The 17586-nt window shown below is 52.8% G+C and carries 8 protein-coding genes; 7 read left to right on the top strand and 1 reads right to left on the bottom strand.

Going from position 1 to position 17586, the window contains the following annotated elements; all coding sequences use genetic code 11:
* Position 1: 1 nt before the first annotated feature.
* The 5 genes from CA13_RS25995 (at position 2) to CA13_RS26015 (ending at position 12328) form a co-directional block, all read left to right on the top strand.
* Positions 2–1090 (top strand): fasciclin domain-containing protein, encoded by a 1089-nt coding sequence (locus tag CA13_RS25995; protein WP_419194834.1) that lies wholly within the window; start codon positions 2–4, stop codon positions 1088–1090.
* Between the two features lie 191 nt (positions 1091–1281).
* Complete coding sequence (locus CA13_RS26000; RefSeq protein ID WP_146401665.1) at positions 1282–5577, top strand: PQQ-binding-like beta-propeller repeat protein; 4296 nt, start codon at positions 1282–1284, stop codon at positions 5575–5577.
* Between the two features lie 89 nt (positions 5578–5666).
* A complete protein-coding gene (locus tag CA13_RS26005) occupies positions 5667–7574 on the top strand; it encodes a sulfatase-like hydrolase/transferase (RefSeq protein WP_146401667.1) in 1908 nt (635 codons plus the stop codon).
* Between the two features lie 417 nt (positions 7575–7991).
* A complete protein-coding gene (locus tag CA13_RS26010) occupies positions 7992–10442 on the top strand; it encodes a glycoside hydrolase family 127 protein (protein WP_146401669.1) in 2451 nt (816 codons plus the stop codon).
* Positions 10443–10525: 83 nt separating this feature from the next.
* Entirely contained in the window at positions 10526–12328 is a 1803-nt protein-coding gene (locus tag CA13_RS26015; protein ID WP_419194835.1) for an NPCBM/NEW2 domain-containing protein, read from the top strand.
* 58 nt (positions 12329–12386) lie between these two features.
* On the opposite strand, the gene CA13_RS26020 is transcribed toward CA13_RS26015, so the two are convergent.
* Entirely contained in the window at positions 12387–15041 is a 2655-nt protein-coding gene (locus CA13_RS26020) for a glycoside hydrolase family 95 protein (protein WP_146401671.1), read from the bottom strand.
* Positions 15042–16416: 1375 nt separating this feature from the next.
* On the opposite strand from CA13_RS26020, the gene CA13_RS26030 reads away from it, so the two are divergent.
* Together CA13_RS26030 and CA13_RS26035 are read left to right on the top strand one after the other, a co-directional pair.
* The gene (locus tag CA13_RS26030; protein WP_419194836.1) at positions 16417–17280 is read left to right on the top strand and encodes an alpha/beta hydrolase; all 864 of its coding nucleotides are present in this window, start codon (positions 16417–16419) and stop codon (positions 17278–17280) included.
* An 85-nt stretch (positions 17281–17365) separates the two neighbouring features.
* Positions 17366–17586, top strand: a 221-nt coding sequence (locus tag CA13_RS26035; protein ID WP_419194837.1) for a hypothetical protein, incomplete at its 3' end; no start/stop codon positions are given.

Genomic DNA, 17586 nt, shown 5'->3' on the forward strand with positions numbered 1-17586 from the left:
TGTGGATACGGCAGTCGAAGCGGGGTCCTTCAAAACGCTTGCTGTCGCACTCGAAGCGGCGGACCTGATTGGAACGTTGAAGGGTGACGGGCCGTTTACGGTCTTAGCCCCAACGGACGAGGCTTTCTCGAAGTTGCCCGAGGGAACGGTGGAGACGTTGTTGAAACCAGAGAACAAACAGGATTTGATCAATATTTTGACATATCACGTTGTGCCGGGCGCAGTACCAGGTAAGGTCATCGTCAAGTTAAGTGATGCGGATACGCTCAACGGGCAGCGAGTCACGATTGGATTCTCCGAGGCGAGACTGAAGGTGGATGGAGCCAATGTGGTAGGCAGCGATATCGAATGCTCCAACGGAATCATTCACGTCGTCGATCAAGTGATTCTACCCGCAGCGGATGACATCCCAACGGCTGCCAGCAAGGCTGGGTCTTTCACGACACTCTTGGCTGCTGCCAGAGCGGCTGGACTAGTGGAAGCGTTATCGGGAGAAGGCCCCATCACTATTTTCGCCCCAACGGATGAAGCATTTGCGAAGCTAGCCGATGGCACCGTCAGCTCTCTGTTGAAGCCTGAGAACAAAGCGAAATTGGCTTCAATTTTGAAATATCATGTTGTTGCCGGCAGAGTTTACTCAGACGAGGCGCTCGCTGCTGGCGAGGCGAAGACATTGTCCGGTGGCTCGGTTCGGATCGCGATCGACGGCGACGCTGCAAAAGTCAATGACGCAGTGCTGATAGCGACGGATATGGATACGAGCAACGGTGTGATACACGTCATCGATTCGGTGATGATCCCGCCGGGAAGTGAGGGGACTGCCAATCACCCTCAGCAGATGATTCGATCGGCCATCGAACAAGGGGCACCGCTATATAACAATGGGCGGGTAGATCAATGTGCCGCTGTGTACATGACGACAGTGAGCAATCTGCTCTCCAGCAATAGTCCGCAAATGAGTTCATCGACACGGCACACATTGCAGACAGCATTGACAAACGCTCAACACTCGCACAGTTCGGATAGTCAGGCTTGGACTCTGCGACACGCATTGGATCACGCGTACAACAACATGAGCTCCGCTCGCTAAACAACGGCAGTCGATGAAGTCGGTTGGGTTTTGGTTGCTCGCTCGTCAAGCGGGCGCCGATGTGATTACAATGTGTCGCTTGATATTCAAGGACGCTTAGTGGGGTGAAACCTGCTAGAGCAGGCGGTCGCTCGGAAGCGAAACGCCTTTGAATATCAAGAAATCCTCCGATTATTGACGCTGGAATCGACATGTTGAGACGTTTGGCTCCCTACCATTTCATCCACTTAGCAGTTTTCGCTTTGATCGCATCCTCAGCAATGGCTGCTGAAGATTGGCCGATGTGGCGGTTTGACGCAGAGCGTTCGGCCGCATCCCCAAACGAGATTGCCGGTGATTTGGTGTTGTTGTGGGAGCAACATTTCCCAAGACGCCAACAGGCCTGGGACGATCCACTCAATCTGGACTTAATGACTTACGATCGAATCTTTGAGCCGATCGTGTCCAATGGTCGCGTCTTCATTGGCTTTAACGATGCCGACAAGCTATTGGCATTGGATGCCGATACAGGAATGCCGCTGTGGACGTTTTACACGGAGGCACCGGTGCGGCTTCCCCCGGCAGCCTGGAATGAGCATATCTTCTTCACAAGCGATGACGGATTCCTCTATTGCGTATCCGCAGCAGATGGCAAGTTGGTATGGAAATTTGATGGCACCCCCAATTCCCAGCACGCGATTGGAAATCAGCGAATTACGTCTGCTTGGCCCGCGCGAGGCGGTCCGGTGATTCGAGATGGCACCGTCTATTTTGCTGCTGGCATTTGGCCGTTTATGGGAACGTTCATCTATGCTTTGGACGCACACTCGGGCGATGTGAGGTGGGTCAACGACAATACAGGTTCTCAGTACATCAAACAGCCACACAGCGCACCATCGTTCGCCGGAGTTGCACCGCAAGGCGCTTTGGCGGCGAGCGATTCATCGCTCATCGTACCAGGCGGGCGATCCGTTCCAGCGGTCTTTGACCGCGCCAACGGAAAGCTGCGCTACTATGAGCTAAACGCCGGCGGGAAAGGAACCGGTGGTTCCTTTGTCGCAGTTGACCAGACCGAGTTTTATGTACACACACGCTTGAAAGGAACCCGCGCTTTCCATCTTTCCAACGGCATCAAGACCGCTTTCACGCCCAACGAACCGGTGCTTCACCAAGGCATGGTCTACTCGGCAGAAAAGGTCGAGAACCGCTTTTTCGTTCGCGCCTATGCCGATGAAAAGAAGGTTTGGGAAATCGAAGCCGATGGTACAGGCGACCTGATTATGGCGGGTAATCGCTTGATCGCCGCTGGTGAAGACGAGATCAGCATTATTGAGTGCCCGCGTGAAAACGGACCCGCGAAAGTTGTTCAATCAATTCCTTTGGATCATCGATTGGAGCGATTGATTGTTGCCGATCAGAAAATCTTTGGCGTGTCGATCGACGGACGAATTCTTGCCTACGGGAAACCAAAGCCGACGGAGATCGCAACATCCGAGCCACCACAGATCCAGGGGGCGTCGGATAGGGACCGGCAAGTGGCCCGCGATCTGTTTTCCGTTGGCGACGCTGAAGGTTACGCTTTTTGGTTTGGCAGCTCTCAGGATCAGCGTGCCAGAGCCATCGCGATGGATTCCCCTTTTGTTCAGTTTGCGATCGTCGATTCCGACGCGAGTTCAGTTGACCAGACTCGAAGGTACTTCGATGCAAGTGAGATTTATGGGCGTGTCACCGTGCATCATAGCAACGCCGATTCATTTCGAGCGCCGAAATATGTTGCCAACATGATCTTTGCCCAAGACGCTTGTGCGATGGAGAAAGAGACGCTCGAATTAATTTACCAGTCGGTTCGGCCCTACGGCGGCGTATTGCATTTGTTAGCTTCGGAGAATCTTCAAACGCTCTCTGATCGCGTGAACGCCATCGGATTGGAACAGGCGAACGTGACGGTCGGAAAGCATGGCGTGATCGTACGGCGTGAAGGGGCGCTTCCAGGTTCAGCGGATTGGACGCATCAATACGGCAATATTGCCAACACGATCAAGTCGGATGATTCGCGAGTGAAATTGCCACTGGGTATTCTTTGGTTTGGCGGCAGTAGCAACATGGATGTGCTTCCCCGACACGGACATGGCCCTCCCGAACAAGTCGTGGGAGGTCGGCTGTTTATTGAAGGGATGAATTGTTTGAGCGCCCGCGACGTCTACACAGGCCGAGTGCTTTGGAAACATGATTTTGCAGATTTGGGTACCTTTGACGTTTTCTATGATTCGACGTACGAAAACGCGCCGCTAAATCCAAAGTACAACCAAGTACATATTCCCGGAGCCAACGCACGAGGGACGAACTATGTGGTTACGGAAGACCGCGTCTATTTGGTAGAGGACAATGTCTGTCACGCACTCGATCCAAAGACCGGAAAAGCACTCGCTGATTTTCATCTCCCAACATCCGAATCCGGAGAAAAAGAGCAGTGGGGCTATCTGGGGGTCTATAAGGATGTTCTGATCGGAGGGCTTGGGTTCGCGATGTATCGTGGTCGAAACAACTTGGCTTTTGACTCCGACAAAAAGCTATCTGCGACAAAGGCGGGTTTTGGTAGCAAGAGTTACGATCGGGCAGCCAGCGTTGCGTTGGTTGGTTTTGATCGACACTCCGGGGAACAACTTTGGAAGGTCGACGCCAATCATAGTTTTTGGCACAACGGAATCGTGGCCGGTGGCGATAAGGTTTATTGCCTCGATCGCAATCCCCAACAAATCGAAGAAGCACTCCGGCGCCGCGGCAAATCGCGGCCTGCGACTTATCGGATCACCGCGTTTGATTTTCAAACGGGAGAACCGGCATGGGAGATTGATGACAATATTTTTGGTACCTGGCTTGGCTACAGTGAACAGCACGATTTGTTGTTGCAAGCCGGTTCGAAGGCCACCGATCGTTTGTCGGGCGAAGCTGCCCAAGGTATGGCTGTCTATTCCGGTGCCGATGGGGCGAAGGTGTGGAATAACGATACATTGGACTATACGGGACCCTGCATCCTGCATAACGATTTGATTATTACCAACGCCAATTCGTATTCGCAATCGGCGGGCGCGTTCTATTTGCGAACCGGAAAACCGAAGATGGTACGAAATCCGTTGACCGGTGAGATGCAACCTTGGTCCTTCACTCGCGCCTACGGATGCAACAGCGTGATCGCCAGCGAGAACTTATTGACGTTTCGATCGGGCGCAGCGGGGTTCTACGATTTGCTTACCGATACTGGCACCGGAAACCTTGGTGGATTCAAATCCGGTTGCACTTCCAACCTGGTCGTTGCCAACGGAGTGCTCAATGCGCCCGATTACACACGAACGTGTAGCTGTCCTTACCAGAACCAAACTTCGCTGGCCTTGGTGCATATGCCCGACATCGATACATGGAGTGTCCATAGCGGAGCCTCCGCTGCATCGAACGGCAAGGTTGTCGAGAGCTTGTCGATCAATCTAGGTGCCCCGGGGGATCGCCGGGACGTTGATGGCGATCTGTGGCTGGAATATCCGGTCGTTGCCGGCGTGTCGCCGCCTTTGACCATTCGCGCCAATCCAGAGGCACGTTTTTTTCAACATCATTCCTCTTCGGTCGAATCATCCAAGCGGCCATGGTTATTGGCTTCCGGCGCCGATGCGATCACTGATCTTCGCATCGAGTTGCGATTGAAGGACAAGTATAACCTCGACAACGGTATCCCGGTCCAGCACGCTGACGATGATGCGGAGGAAGACGAGAATGGCAATGTTGACTTAGCGAGCAGCGACCTTGAATTGGTAGAGGAGTCGGGAATTCAAGTTGTAGGAATGCGATTCAACAAAATCAATCTAGCTCGAGGCACGCCAATTCGCGCCGCGTCGATTCAGTTCACATGTGATGAAACGTCTACGGAAAGCGTTTCGCTAATCATTGCAGCCGAGGATACCGGTAACGCCGCACGGTACAATGATCATTCACACGACTTGACGTCGCGGTCACTGACTAGGCAAGAAGTTGGTTGGAAACCGAAAGCTTGGAAGAAAGTGGGGGAAGCGGGTAACAGTCAACGGACTCCCGATCTTGCTGCATTGGTTCAAGCCATCGTGGATCGCGAGGATTGGAAAGCGGGTAACTCGATTGCATTTCAGATCAGCGGTGTAGGAAAGCGTGTTGCATCTTCTTACAGCGGAAGCACGGCAAAGGCAGCCAGATTGATCATTGATGCCGACGCGTTACCCGTCAAAGTGATCGGCCCACCGAAGCATTTCGACGTAGAACTGTTCTTTGCTGTGCCAAAAGAGTTACAGAAAGGAATCCGTGTTTTCGACGTGTACGCGCAAGGCGAACGTGTTGCCCAGGACGTTACGCTAGACCCGACCGACGGCAGTGGCATTCAATCGCTTCGATTGAATCGGATTGCGATCTCAAACGAGTTGCACCTTCGGTTCGTCGCAAAACAAGGCGAGCCAATTTTGTCCGGCGTCCGCGTCACCCAGCATTAAGATGCTACTTTGATAAGAGTTGTCATGGCTCGGTGGCGTGGTGATTTTATTGTGAATTTTGTTCCTCCTATTGAGTGGTGATTGATTCCATGAAAACGATTTTTCGCGTAATTTGCCTACTATTGCTTTCCTCACCCGCTGTTGCGAACGACCAAACCAATTTCATTGTGTTTCTAGCGGATGATCTCGGTTGGGGAGACCTTGCGTGTTATGGGAATCCGGAAATCCAAACGCCCAATCTGGATCTTTTCGCTGGCGAAGGAGTTCGCTTCACCCAGGCGTATGCTGCGTGCGGCGTTTGTTCTCCGAGTCGATCGTCAATCCTGACCGGTCGAACGCCCTACCGGAACGGAGTATGGCGATGGTTGCCGGCGGGCAATCAAGCACACTTACGTGAAAGCGAAATCACGATTCCGGAATTGCTCCGTTCCAAGGGTTACCAAACGATGCATAGCGGCAAGTGGCATCTAAACGGTTATTTCAACCGACCAGAACAACCGCAGCCGAATGACCATGGATACGATTGGTGGTTTGCGACCCAGAACAATGCAGCTCCGACTCACAAAGACCCGATTAATTTCGTCCGGAATGGCACAGAAGTCGGGCCCTTGAAAGGGTTTTCGGCGCCAATTTGTGCGTCCGAAGCAACCAATTGGCTCAAGACCCAGCGTGATCCGGAAAGCCCATTCTTTATCACCGTATGGACTCACGAACCACACTTGCCGATCGAAAGCGATCCGGAATTCATGAAGCTATATAACGACATTGAAAACCCAGGCGTTCGGCAGCATCACGGCAATGTGACTCAAATGGATCACGCATTTGGCAACTTGATGAAAACAGTCAATGAGTTGGGGCTGAGAGACAACACGTTTGTTATCTTCACCAGTGATAACGGGCCTGAGGGTTCGGGGAAAGGCAACCTAAAGAATCCCCAATCCCAGCAAAACCGCACATGGGGATCGACCGGTGGTCTGCGCGGTCGCAAACGCGATAGTCACGAAGGTGGGATTCGTGTTCCTGGAATCGTCCGTTGGCCAGGCAAGATTGATCCGGGCACCGTCAGCAATGTGCCGATCATCGGATCCGACATTTTTTCAACCGTTTTGGACATCGCCGGTGTGCCGCTGCCTACCGATCGTACGATCGATGGTGTCAGCATGTTGCCCGCTTGTGCGGGGAAACCTGTTGAACGTCCCGTGCCGCTTTTCTGGCGAACTCATATCGCGCCGACCGCTAGTCACGCCGCGATGCGAATCGGCGACTGGAAGCTTGTGGCCGATCGTGACCTGCAAAATTTCCAGCTCTATGAAATCCGGAAAGATTGGAAAGAAGAGAACGATCTTGCTGAGCAAATGCCTGAGAAACTTGCTCAGATGAAAGAGAAGTTTATCGAGGTTTGGGAGGGCGTTGAAAAGGAAGGTCCTAGCGAGTGGTGGCGTGACCAACCCGACGGAGGCAAGAAAAAAAATAGTGGTCCTTTGCCCGATGGTCAGGATAACACGGGGGATTTCGATGTCGTCAAAGGTGCCGTCGTATCCAAAAGTGATTTCGGATACGTTTTGGACTCTGGAGAAAGCCAGGGGTTTGCGCTGCAAAAACTTGATTCACCGATGAACGAGACAGCCATGTTTAAGATCAAGTACCGAACAGCAACCACAAGCAACACTCGCAATGCCTTTTTCTGTTTCGGAGCGACGCCGGTGAATGATCGCTTATTCAAAGCCGGTACAATGATCGGGATGGATCGGCACGCGGCGTTTGATGGCAGTTGGGCGAACGTGGCAATCGGAGCCGGGAAAAAGGTGACGCTGGATCGAGACGCGACGTTTGAAGCCACCGTGACAATCGACCTCGAGCATCGAAAGCTCGTTCTCAAAGTCGACGACACTCGAATCGAACACCAACTTCCAAGCAATCTAGAGAGCGTCAACTACGTTGGTATCTATACGAAGCAAACGAAGTCTGAGTTCTCGAAGATCGAGAGATTGAAATAGCCCAAGACTCCTAGGACCGTTAGCCGAGTTGCGTCCGTCGTTAAAGAAGTCCAAAGCATGCTTGCGCTAATGTGACGTATTTATGCGCTATCGTTGGATGGCCCACGTTGGTTGCGGGCATTATGCTCGAACATTCGCTCGACACACGTTTTGTTGCCCAAATCAACGGTATTCGCTGCCCGATTCGGTTTGCGAAACTCTCCTGTATTCCGGGCGGAATTAGGTACCACGGATTCGTTGGTGCCAATGTCTGAAAGGCTACATTTAGGTGGTCGTTTCCACTGTGTACCGACGGAAATGTGTACCGACGGAAATGTGTACCGACGGAAATGTGTACCGACGGAAATGTGTACCGACGGAAATGTGTACCGACGGAAACTTGATTGAGAAAAACGTTCGTAGGTATTGGTGGCAATCATGAGACGCTTGACTTCAAATCACGCATTATCGGTTGTGGCATTATCGGTCCTGGTCCCGGCCTTGACGTTAACGATGATGTTGACGCAAACAACCTCGGCAACGGCTGCATCGCCTACTGTGCGGCAAGAAGCACAGATGTTCCCTCTTTCTTCAGTGCGTGTGCTGGATGGCTACTTTAGCGCGGCCGTCGCTGCCAATCGGTCCTACTTGCTAGCACACGATCCGGATCGACTGCTTTCGCCGTTTTTGCGAGAGGCAGGCCTAGAACCAAAGGCGCCGTCGTACGGAAATTGGGAGGGCAGCGGATTAGACGGACACACTGCCGGACACTACCTCTCGGCGCTGGCGTTCATGATTGCCTCGGGATCCGACACGCCCGATGGCGAGTTCCGCAAACGTCTCGATTACATGCTGGCGGAGTTAGAGCATTGTCAAAGAGCCAGTGGTGACGGTTACATCGGAGGCGTTCCTGGAAGCCGCGAACTTTGGCGTGAGGTTTCCTCGGGGCATATCGATGCCCACGGGTTTGGAATCAATGGAAAATGGGTCCCCTGGTATAACTTGCATAAGACATTCGCAGGGCTTCGTGACGCTTACCTTGTTGCAGGGAGTGAGAAGGCTCGTGAGATACTCGTTCGATACGGAAAGTGGTGTACCCACCTTGTGTCGAACCTAGACGAGGACCAAATGCAGAACATGCTACGTGCCGAGCATGGCGGAATGAATGAAGTGATGGCGGACATCTTCGCAATTACAAAAGACGAAGAATTCCTAGGTGTTGCCCGTCGGTTCAACCACAAAGAAGTGCTCGATCCGCTATTGGCCAAAATCGATCGACTCACTGGAATGCACGCGAATACCCAAATCCCAAAAGTCATCGGGCTCGAACGCATTGCGGCACTTAGCGGTGACGAGAAAGTCCACGTGGGCGCGCGTTTTTTCTGGGAAACGGTAACCCAACATCGCAGCGTTGCTTTTGGTGGGAACAGTGTTTCAGAGCACTTCAACGATCCCCATGATTTCAGCCGTGTGGTCGAGCATCGCGAAGGTCCGGAAACATGTAACACCTACAACATGCTACGCCTTACTGAACAATTATTTGCGTCGGAGCCTCAGGCCGCTTACGCTGACTACTACGAGCGGGCGTTGTACAACCATATTCTCGCCGCGATCAACCCACGTACAGCCGGGTACGTTTATTTTACGCCTCTGCGTCCCGATCATTACCGCGTCTATTCTCAGCCTGAGCAGGCATTTTGGTGTTGCGTCGGAAGCGGCATGGAAAACCCCGGCAAATACGGACAGTTCATCTATGCTCGCGGCAAGGACGGCATCTATGTGAATCTGTTCATCGCTTCGGAACTTACCGTTTCGGACAATGTCACATTGCATCAGGAAACCGCATTCCCGGACGAGCCACGAACGCGGCTTTGCATGACACTCAAAGAGCCGTCCACTTTTACACTCCACTTGCGTCATCCCGTGTGGGCGAATGAGGGAGATTTCGTGGTGCATGTTAATGGCAAGCCGATCGTCATTTCATCCCAACCGTCCTCGTATGTTGAGATCCGCCGCGAATGGAAGGATGGTGATGTTGTGGACGTTGAACTTCCAATGCGCACGACCGTCGAGCCTCTTCCGGATGGTTCCCTTTGGAGTGCGATCATGCATGGTCCAATCCTGCTAGCCGCTCCTTCGGAAACGCAGGACCTTGTCGGGCTTCGTGCAGACGATTCACGCATGGGTCACATTGCCAATGGTCCGTTGACACCGCTTGATCGCGTGCCGGTCTTGATTGGGACGGATGAAAACGTGTCCGCGCATGTCAAACCGGATGTCGAGGCAGGGCCGATGCATTTCCGAATCATGGACATCGTGGAACCTGACGACGCAGAGGGCGTGAAACTTGTGCCTTTCTATCGGTTGCATGATTCTCGGTACCAGATGTATTGGCAAGTGACGACCGAAGAGAGGTACAAGGAACGGCGTGAACGGCTGGCTGCCCAGGAGCATGCAAAAGCCGCTTTCCTCTCAGCCACTCTCGATTCGGTGGCCATCGGTGAACAACAGCCAGAGGTGGAGCACCAGTTTGTCGGCGAAGGGACCGAGACCGGAGTTCATCAGGGACGTCGGTGGCGTCACGGCGAATGGTTCCAATACACGCTTAACACCAAAGGCGAACAGAAAGTCGACCTCGTCGTGACCTATTGGGGCGGGGACAGCGGTCGGCGGTTTGACATTCTTGCCAATCAGAATCCACTTGCTTCGGTAGAATTAAGCGGAACGGAACCGGATCAGTTTATGGTCAAACGCTACTCGATACCAACGTCTTTGCTCAATGCCGCACCCGATGGACAACTCACGATCAAGTTTGTTGCCACCCAATGGGTTGCCGGCGGCATCTACGACGTGCGACTTATGAAACCCGATGTAGCAATCAAGCCCTAGTGTTTTCTTAGCCGCATCAATCAGGCGTTGTGCTCAGCGCATCTTATCCTCATTTGCAACTTTCTTCTATCGAAAGAACCGTGATGAATGTTGGGACATTTCCTTCGCGAATGTATTCCCGTTTCCTTGTAGTGGTGTGGCTATTTGTTTTCGGCAACGCTCTGCGGGCGGACCCTCCGGCATGGAAAAATGCTCCGACGCCGCCAATGGGGTGGAATAGCTGGGATATCTTTGGCACGACGGTAACGGAGCAACAGGCCAAGGCCCAAGCCGACGCAATGGCGGAACATTTGAAACCGTTGGGCTGGAAATACTTTACGGTTGACATCCAATGGTATGAGCCCGAGTCGAAGGCACATGTTTACAAGGCGGGTGCACCTCTTGAGATGGACGGTTTCAGTCGTCTTATGCCAGCGGTAAAGAAGTTTCCCTCTGCGGCTGGTGACGCCGGATTCAAGCCACTGGCCGATTACGTGCACGCAAAGGGACTCCGGTTCGGTATCCACATCATGCGTGGTATTCCCAGACAGGCGGTGCATGCCAATACACCGATCGCGGGCACAAGTGCCCGCGCAGCCGACATTGCCTTGATCGATCACACTTGCCCGTGGAATCCCGATATGTACGGGGTGGATATGGGCAAACCCGGTGCGCAACAATACTACGACTCAATCTTCAAACTATACGCGTCTTGGGGCGTGGACTTCGTTAAAGTCGACGACATCTCGCGTGCGTATGACGACGTTCAGATGGCCGAGATCGAGGCTATTCGCAAGGCGATTGACACGTGCGGACGCCCCATGGTGCTGAGTCTTTCGCCCGGTGACACGCCGATTGAACGTGGCCAGCACGTCATGAATCACGCGAACATGTGGCGAATTTCTGACGATTTTTGGGATCGTTGGCCGCCGCTGTACGAGATGTTCGGCCGACTTGAAAAATGGACAAAATTCCGTGCCGAAGGGGCATGGCCCGATGCCGACATGCTGCCGTTTGGAATCATTGATTTCACTCGGCCAACTAACTTTACCAAAGACGAACAGATTCTTTGCATGAGTTTGTGGTGTATCGCTCGATCACCGTTGATCCTTGGCGGTGACATGACGAAGCTGGACGAGTTTACTCTGCAATTGCTGACGAATCCGGAAATCCTAAGCGTTAACCAGGCAAGCAAAAACAACCGCCAGCATTCGCGAAGCGACAACCTTATCGTTTGGACCGCCGAGGTGCCCAACAGTGCGGACCGATACGTTGCTTTATTTAACGCGCAAAGCAAAGGCGTATCTGCGGATTTTTCAAAAGCCAACTACAAGAGTCCCGTACTAAGCGACATGGGGAGTGACGTTGAGATTTCGTTGCCCATTGGGAATGCTCGAAGATTGGCTTTGATGGTCGACGATGCCGGGGATGGCTTCGCCTATGATCACGCTGTGTGGGTCGAGCCCACTTTGAAAGGTCCCAATGGGTCGAAAAAACTCTCCGAACTTCGCTGGACTTCCGCCCAGGCGGGTTGGGGCCAAACACAAATCAACCACACCTGCGAAGGTCACCCCCTTGTTGTCGATGGCGAGCCGGTCGCGGGAATTGGGACACACGCTAAGTCTGTCATTCAGTACGATATTCCCGAGGGTTTCGACACGTTTAACGCTCGCGGAGTGCTCACGCATCATGGGTCGATCCGATTTGGTGTGTTGGCTGACGACACGAAGGAAACGACCCCCGATAGCAATTTTGTTTCGGTGTCATTGTCCGATTTGGGGATTACGGTAGAAACCCTTGTACGCGATTTATGGAACAGGAAGGACTTGGGAGTCTTCAGCGGCGAATTCAGCCAAGAAATCCCGCTCCATGGCGCCGGGTTGTACCGGCTATCGCCGCAGCAATGACAACCCATGTCGTGGCTTCGGTCGTTTCGACGAGGAGCCACCAACACGTTCGACCAGACTACCAGGTCACACTCACGGGGGCTCCCTTTTTCGCATTCAGCGTCTTCGTTTTTCCAGCGTAGTAGATGGTGATTTTACTGTCGGTGGCAGGATGAATCGTGGCTTCGACAAGTTTTTGACGTCGCCAAGTCAGATCGACGAAATGACCTCCTCTGGCTCTCAACCCTTTAACATTGCCATGGGGCCAAGCATCAGGAAGGGCCGGCAGCAATTCTAGCATTTCGACATGAGATTGCAGGAAGATTTCGGCCATGCCGCCGGTGATGCCAAGGTTCCCATCAATTTGAAATGGTGGGTGCGTGGTCCATAGGTTGTCGAATGTGTTGTGGGCCAATAGTCCAGCGATACATCCATGGGCTCGGTCGGGCATGCCAAGTCGCGCCCACAATGCGGTGCGCCATGCCCATGTCCAACTACGACGACTGTCGCCGACTTCGCCACGCTGCGTTAACGAAACTCGGGCAGCCTCAGCAAGCTTGGGGGTCTTTCGCAGGTTGATCTGGCTGCCAGGGAAAACGGCGAACAAATGGCTCGTATGTCGGTGGTTGCTTTTCTCAAACTTGGGTTTCTCTTCCATCCATTCCATTAACTGCCCCCACGAACCAATCTTTGGTCCGTGTAGCTGGGGGATGGTTTCGCGAAGTTGATCCAACAAGGCGTTGTCGACGGTAGAGTCACTCGTTGGCGATGATCGGAGGGCTTCACCCGCTGTGAGTGTGTTGGAGAACAGGTCGTGCATCAATTGCTGGGCGTGTGCGGTTCCGTCTTCGTAGGGGCCGTGCTCATGGCTCCATACATTGGGCACGACAAGAGAACCGTTCTCATGCCGTTTGAGCTTCGCAAGCCAGAACCGGGATACATCGCGCATGAACGGATAGGCGCGTTCGGCAAGGAACGTTTTGTCACCTGAAAATTCGTAGTGCATGAAGTAGTGCTGAGCGAGCCAGGCGGTGCCTTCAATGTTCCAATTCCACCCGGAGCCTCCAAAGGGATTGATACTCATGCGAGTGACAAAACCGGGAACATCGCCGAACTGTGCAACAGTGTGCTTGCTATAGACCGGAACGCCGGCGGAGAGCATGTCGAACAGGGGTTCAGCCAACTCCGACAAATTCGCCGTTTCAGCCAACCAGTAGTTCATCTGTAGATTGATGTTCGAGTGGTAGTCGCTAAACCATGCGGGACTGTTCGAGTTGCACCAAATTCCTTGAAGGTTCGCGGGCAGTGACCCTGGCCGGGAACTTGCGATGAGCAGGTACCGACCGTACTGGAATATCAACGCTTCGAGTTCAGGATCGAGGCACGGACGTGGTAAGTCTTTCGCCTCTTGCCGATAGCGATCCATGCGTTTGTCGGTCGTCAACTTGGAAACGCTCTCGTCCGTTTCACCAAGGTCGATGCTAACGCGACTGAAGAGTCCTTGGTAATCGGTGGTGTGCACCGTCAAAAGGTCTTGCCAAGTTTTTTTTGATGCGTCAGCAAGACGTACCGTCGTCTTTTCCGCCGGATCACCCTTCATCCATCCTGCTTGAGATGACATCACGTAATTGGTGTCCGCAGCCAGCAGTATCAGCACGGAGTCACAGTCACGGATGTTGATCGTATCGTCGGCAAAGGCGACGTTACCGCCTTGGGCGATAACTTGCGCACGAGCCTCGTATCGAAGTCCATTGGGAAGAGTGCCACGAAGACGGAGTTGTTGTCCATCGATGTCAACCGTCTCCAAATCAGGATGGGCGCCAGTGAGTTGGATCGCTCCCGAGATCGAACCGGCTCGATTACTTGCTAAATTCCATGCGATGACTTGATCTGGAAACGACGCGATGGCTTGGCGTGTGAAGGTGGTACCGTCCGCTTGCCACGTGGTGGTGTGTTTGGCATTTGCAATATCCAAAGAACGGCTATACCCATCGGGCGCAGCAGGGACTTCACCTAGTCCGATACCGTCCAGTGAAATTTCAGCAACTTGGAAATGCGAAACGTCTTTTCGCGGTATAAATGTAAAGCGATAGTAACGATGTTTAGCTGAGTTTTTCAATGCATAGGTATTCTTTTGCCCTCGTCGGTCCATGGGCGCGATGTCGACTTGTTTATCCAGCAAAATCCACGTTGTACCGTCATCCGAGCCTTCGAGTTTCCATTGTGCTGGGTCGCGTCCCGGAACATCATTGGCACTGGTGAAGCTATAGGAATGCAGCGGTTGAGAAACTCTTAGGTCCGCTTGCCAAATGATGCTTTTGTCATGATGTTCGAAACACCATTTCGTGTTCGCTTTACCGTCGATGCTCTGCTGAACGGTTTGGCGACTGCTGGTGTGATGTTCAAAGGGGTCAGTCACCTTGGCCAGACTGTCGGAACGGCCAAGTTGTTTGAAGCTGAGTTCGCCAAAATTCTGATAAGAACCAAAAGTGCTTGAACCATCGGTTTTGTTGTCATAAACGCCATCGGGGTTTTCATCACCGGTCCATAGAGAGTCAACATTGAATTGGATCAACGCATCATTGACACCTCCCATTACAACTCCGCCGAGCGAACCATTCCCAATCGGAAGCCCTTCCTTTTCCCAATTGGAAACCGGTTTATCATAGGTTAGTGTCAGTGGAGCCGCATGCAGCGAGCTCGCTAGCAGGATCGATACTAGGATGTTCTTCATGTCTGCTGGTTAGGTGTTTGGTGCTACGTTGTGTGTTGTTACAGTAGGATCCGCCGTGGGAACTGACCGTCCGAATTATTGGTTAATCTTATTGCATTCGTCCCACGAAACGCGGTTCTTCAAAACGGCAATGTTCGTATCAATATAGCTAAATCGATCGAAACGTGTTCGGCATGCTTCGATACAAGGTTTGAACGCGAGATTTTTGTCGTCGTTCGCCGAATCCACCCGGCAGACGATTTACACTCAGCAATGAAAACGGTAGCGGATCGCTGGCTACGTTTTGCATAGTACATGACATGACCGCTGAGCCAATGCTGCACACCATATGAGAGGTCGGGTAACGGAGTTCGGATCAGGGCATGGATGTGGTTGGGCATGGATGTGGTTGGGCATCCAGCAATAACCCAGAATGATCTAGCCGCTGCGATCGAGTTCGTCAAAGAATCCCAGTCAGCGAGGGCTGTCCCTATCGCGATTCCGACTTTCTCATCCTGGCTTTCTTCGCTGTCACTCTGTGCGATTTCGATCGTCGCGATCTCGCTTTTTGCGATTTTGATCGTCGCGATCTCGCTTGTCGGAAGGATGGCGATCAAAAGCGGAGACTAACAGCATCGCGGCGACGCAAACTACGATGACTAGCATTGCGAACTGACCGAACTGGATAACCAGCTCTACCGACTGTTGCATCTAGTACCCTCCGCTTTGACATGAGGCATCCGTTTTGCCCAACGGACGTTTTTGACAACGCGGCCCGGAACAGAAACGATTAAATTTGGCACAGGATTCGATTTTAGCATTGCCTGTCCGTGTAGCCAATCCTGAACAACGTGCTGACCTCCCAAAGGCAAAACCATGTTCTCGGACATTACCGCAGATTCACGGTCCCCCGTTCAAGATGCGTATGCTTTTGAAACCACGGCTATCGAGTCAAGGCAGCGATTTGCCGTCCGATGTCAATTCACTGTGCGTCGGCGCTACGGGGTCGAATCCGATGCAGGCCCCACAAGTGTCATCTCCGAGAAGCATGATTTCTGACACATCGAAGGCATCGCTGAAAACGTCAGCAGCGTGAACGCGGTCAGAGCGCAGCCTTTGGCTGTTTGGGCACGATCCCCAGCCAGTGTTTTCCATGGAAAGGAAACCGTATCGCGCAAGACCAGGGTGTTGCGAGAAAAAGGGGACAATCTCGGCGGACGTCATCGGTGCCAATTTCTAGATTGGGAATGAAATGATTCCCAGCAAACGGCCATTCGTTACAATACCACGGGACCTGGGGGGGGAATGTCGGCCCAGAGCCGGATCTTTCAACGTTGAGTCAGCCCCAGATGTCATAATGTTTTACAATTATTGCTACTCGGAAGGTTGCATGAGAATGTCAGCTCGGTTATCCGTATTTTTCGGAGTTCTATGCTGTCTTTCAGTATTGCATCAGTCCGCGGCTTACTCTCAGGAAGTCAAAGTTCGCTGGAACGCGCCGATCGAAGAGTGGCAATGCGTCGTTGCTGAGAAGATCCCAGGCATGGTGCATGGCGTGGTCAAGAGCAAGTCCATGAACCGCGAGGTCGGGTACAACATTTACCTGCCACCGAGCTATGAATCGAAAACCGAACGTCGTTTCCCGGTCGTCTATTACTTGCACGGTGCGTCGGGGTCTGAGAAGTCGGCTTACGAAGGCGCCGTCGTCCGACGGCCAATTCAGCAAAAAAAGCTGAGCGATGTGATATCCGTTTTTCCCAACGGTGGGCACTTCAGCAAGTCTCGCGACTGGGACAACGCCAACGTCAAGGCAGAGACCTTCGTGATTCGCGAATTGGTCCCGTATGTCGACGCGAACTACCGCACCATTGCGACGCGTGAAGGTCGGGCGTTGACTGGTTTTTTGATGGGCGGTGATGCCTCGCTGCGATTTGTTTTCAACTACCCCGAAATCTTCTGCGCGGCTGCGACGGTCTCGGCGGCGATTGATTGGGGAGCCTCGCCCGGCGATCAGGATACCATCTTCGCTCATAGCAAACGTAACGTCGAAAACATTCGAAATCGAGTTGGCTTGATGATGGTTGTGGCGGAAGACGACGGATTGTTCGCCGCGCATCAAAGACTGACACCCCATCTAGATGATCTGGAAATTGAGTACGACTTTCGATCGTACAAGGACGTCGGCCACAATCTCGGCACTATGAAAGAGAAGTGCGAAGAAGACATTGTCCTCATGTTGGCCCGGCACTACTCCGCATAAAAATAGCGGTCTCTGTAAATGCATATTCAATTTGCGTCCGACTAAGATGTCGGCGTTACCAAGGACACCTGAAGGATTCCATCCCATGATTGATAGGAATTGTTATCTGCTATGCCGGCTGATCGCAACTAGTTTGTTGGTGATCGGTGGCGTCATGACGGCCTCTGCCCAGGTGCTGAATGGACCAAGTTCCAACCAGAGAATCGTTCAGGGCAGGGATTCGCGAGAAGCGTTGTCGTCTGCCAAACGGATGTCCGAGGCCAGTGTCGACCAACAGGTCGACCAACAGGTCGACCAACAGGTCGA

This window comes from Novipirellula herctigrandis (assembly GCA_007859835.1).
GTDB lineage: Bacteria > Planctomycetota > Planctomycetia > Pirellulales > Pirellulaceae > Novipirellula_A > Novipirellula_A herctigrandis.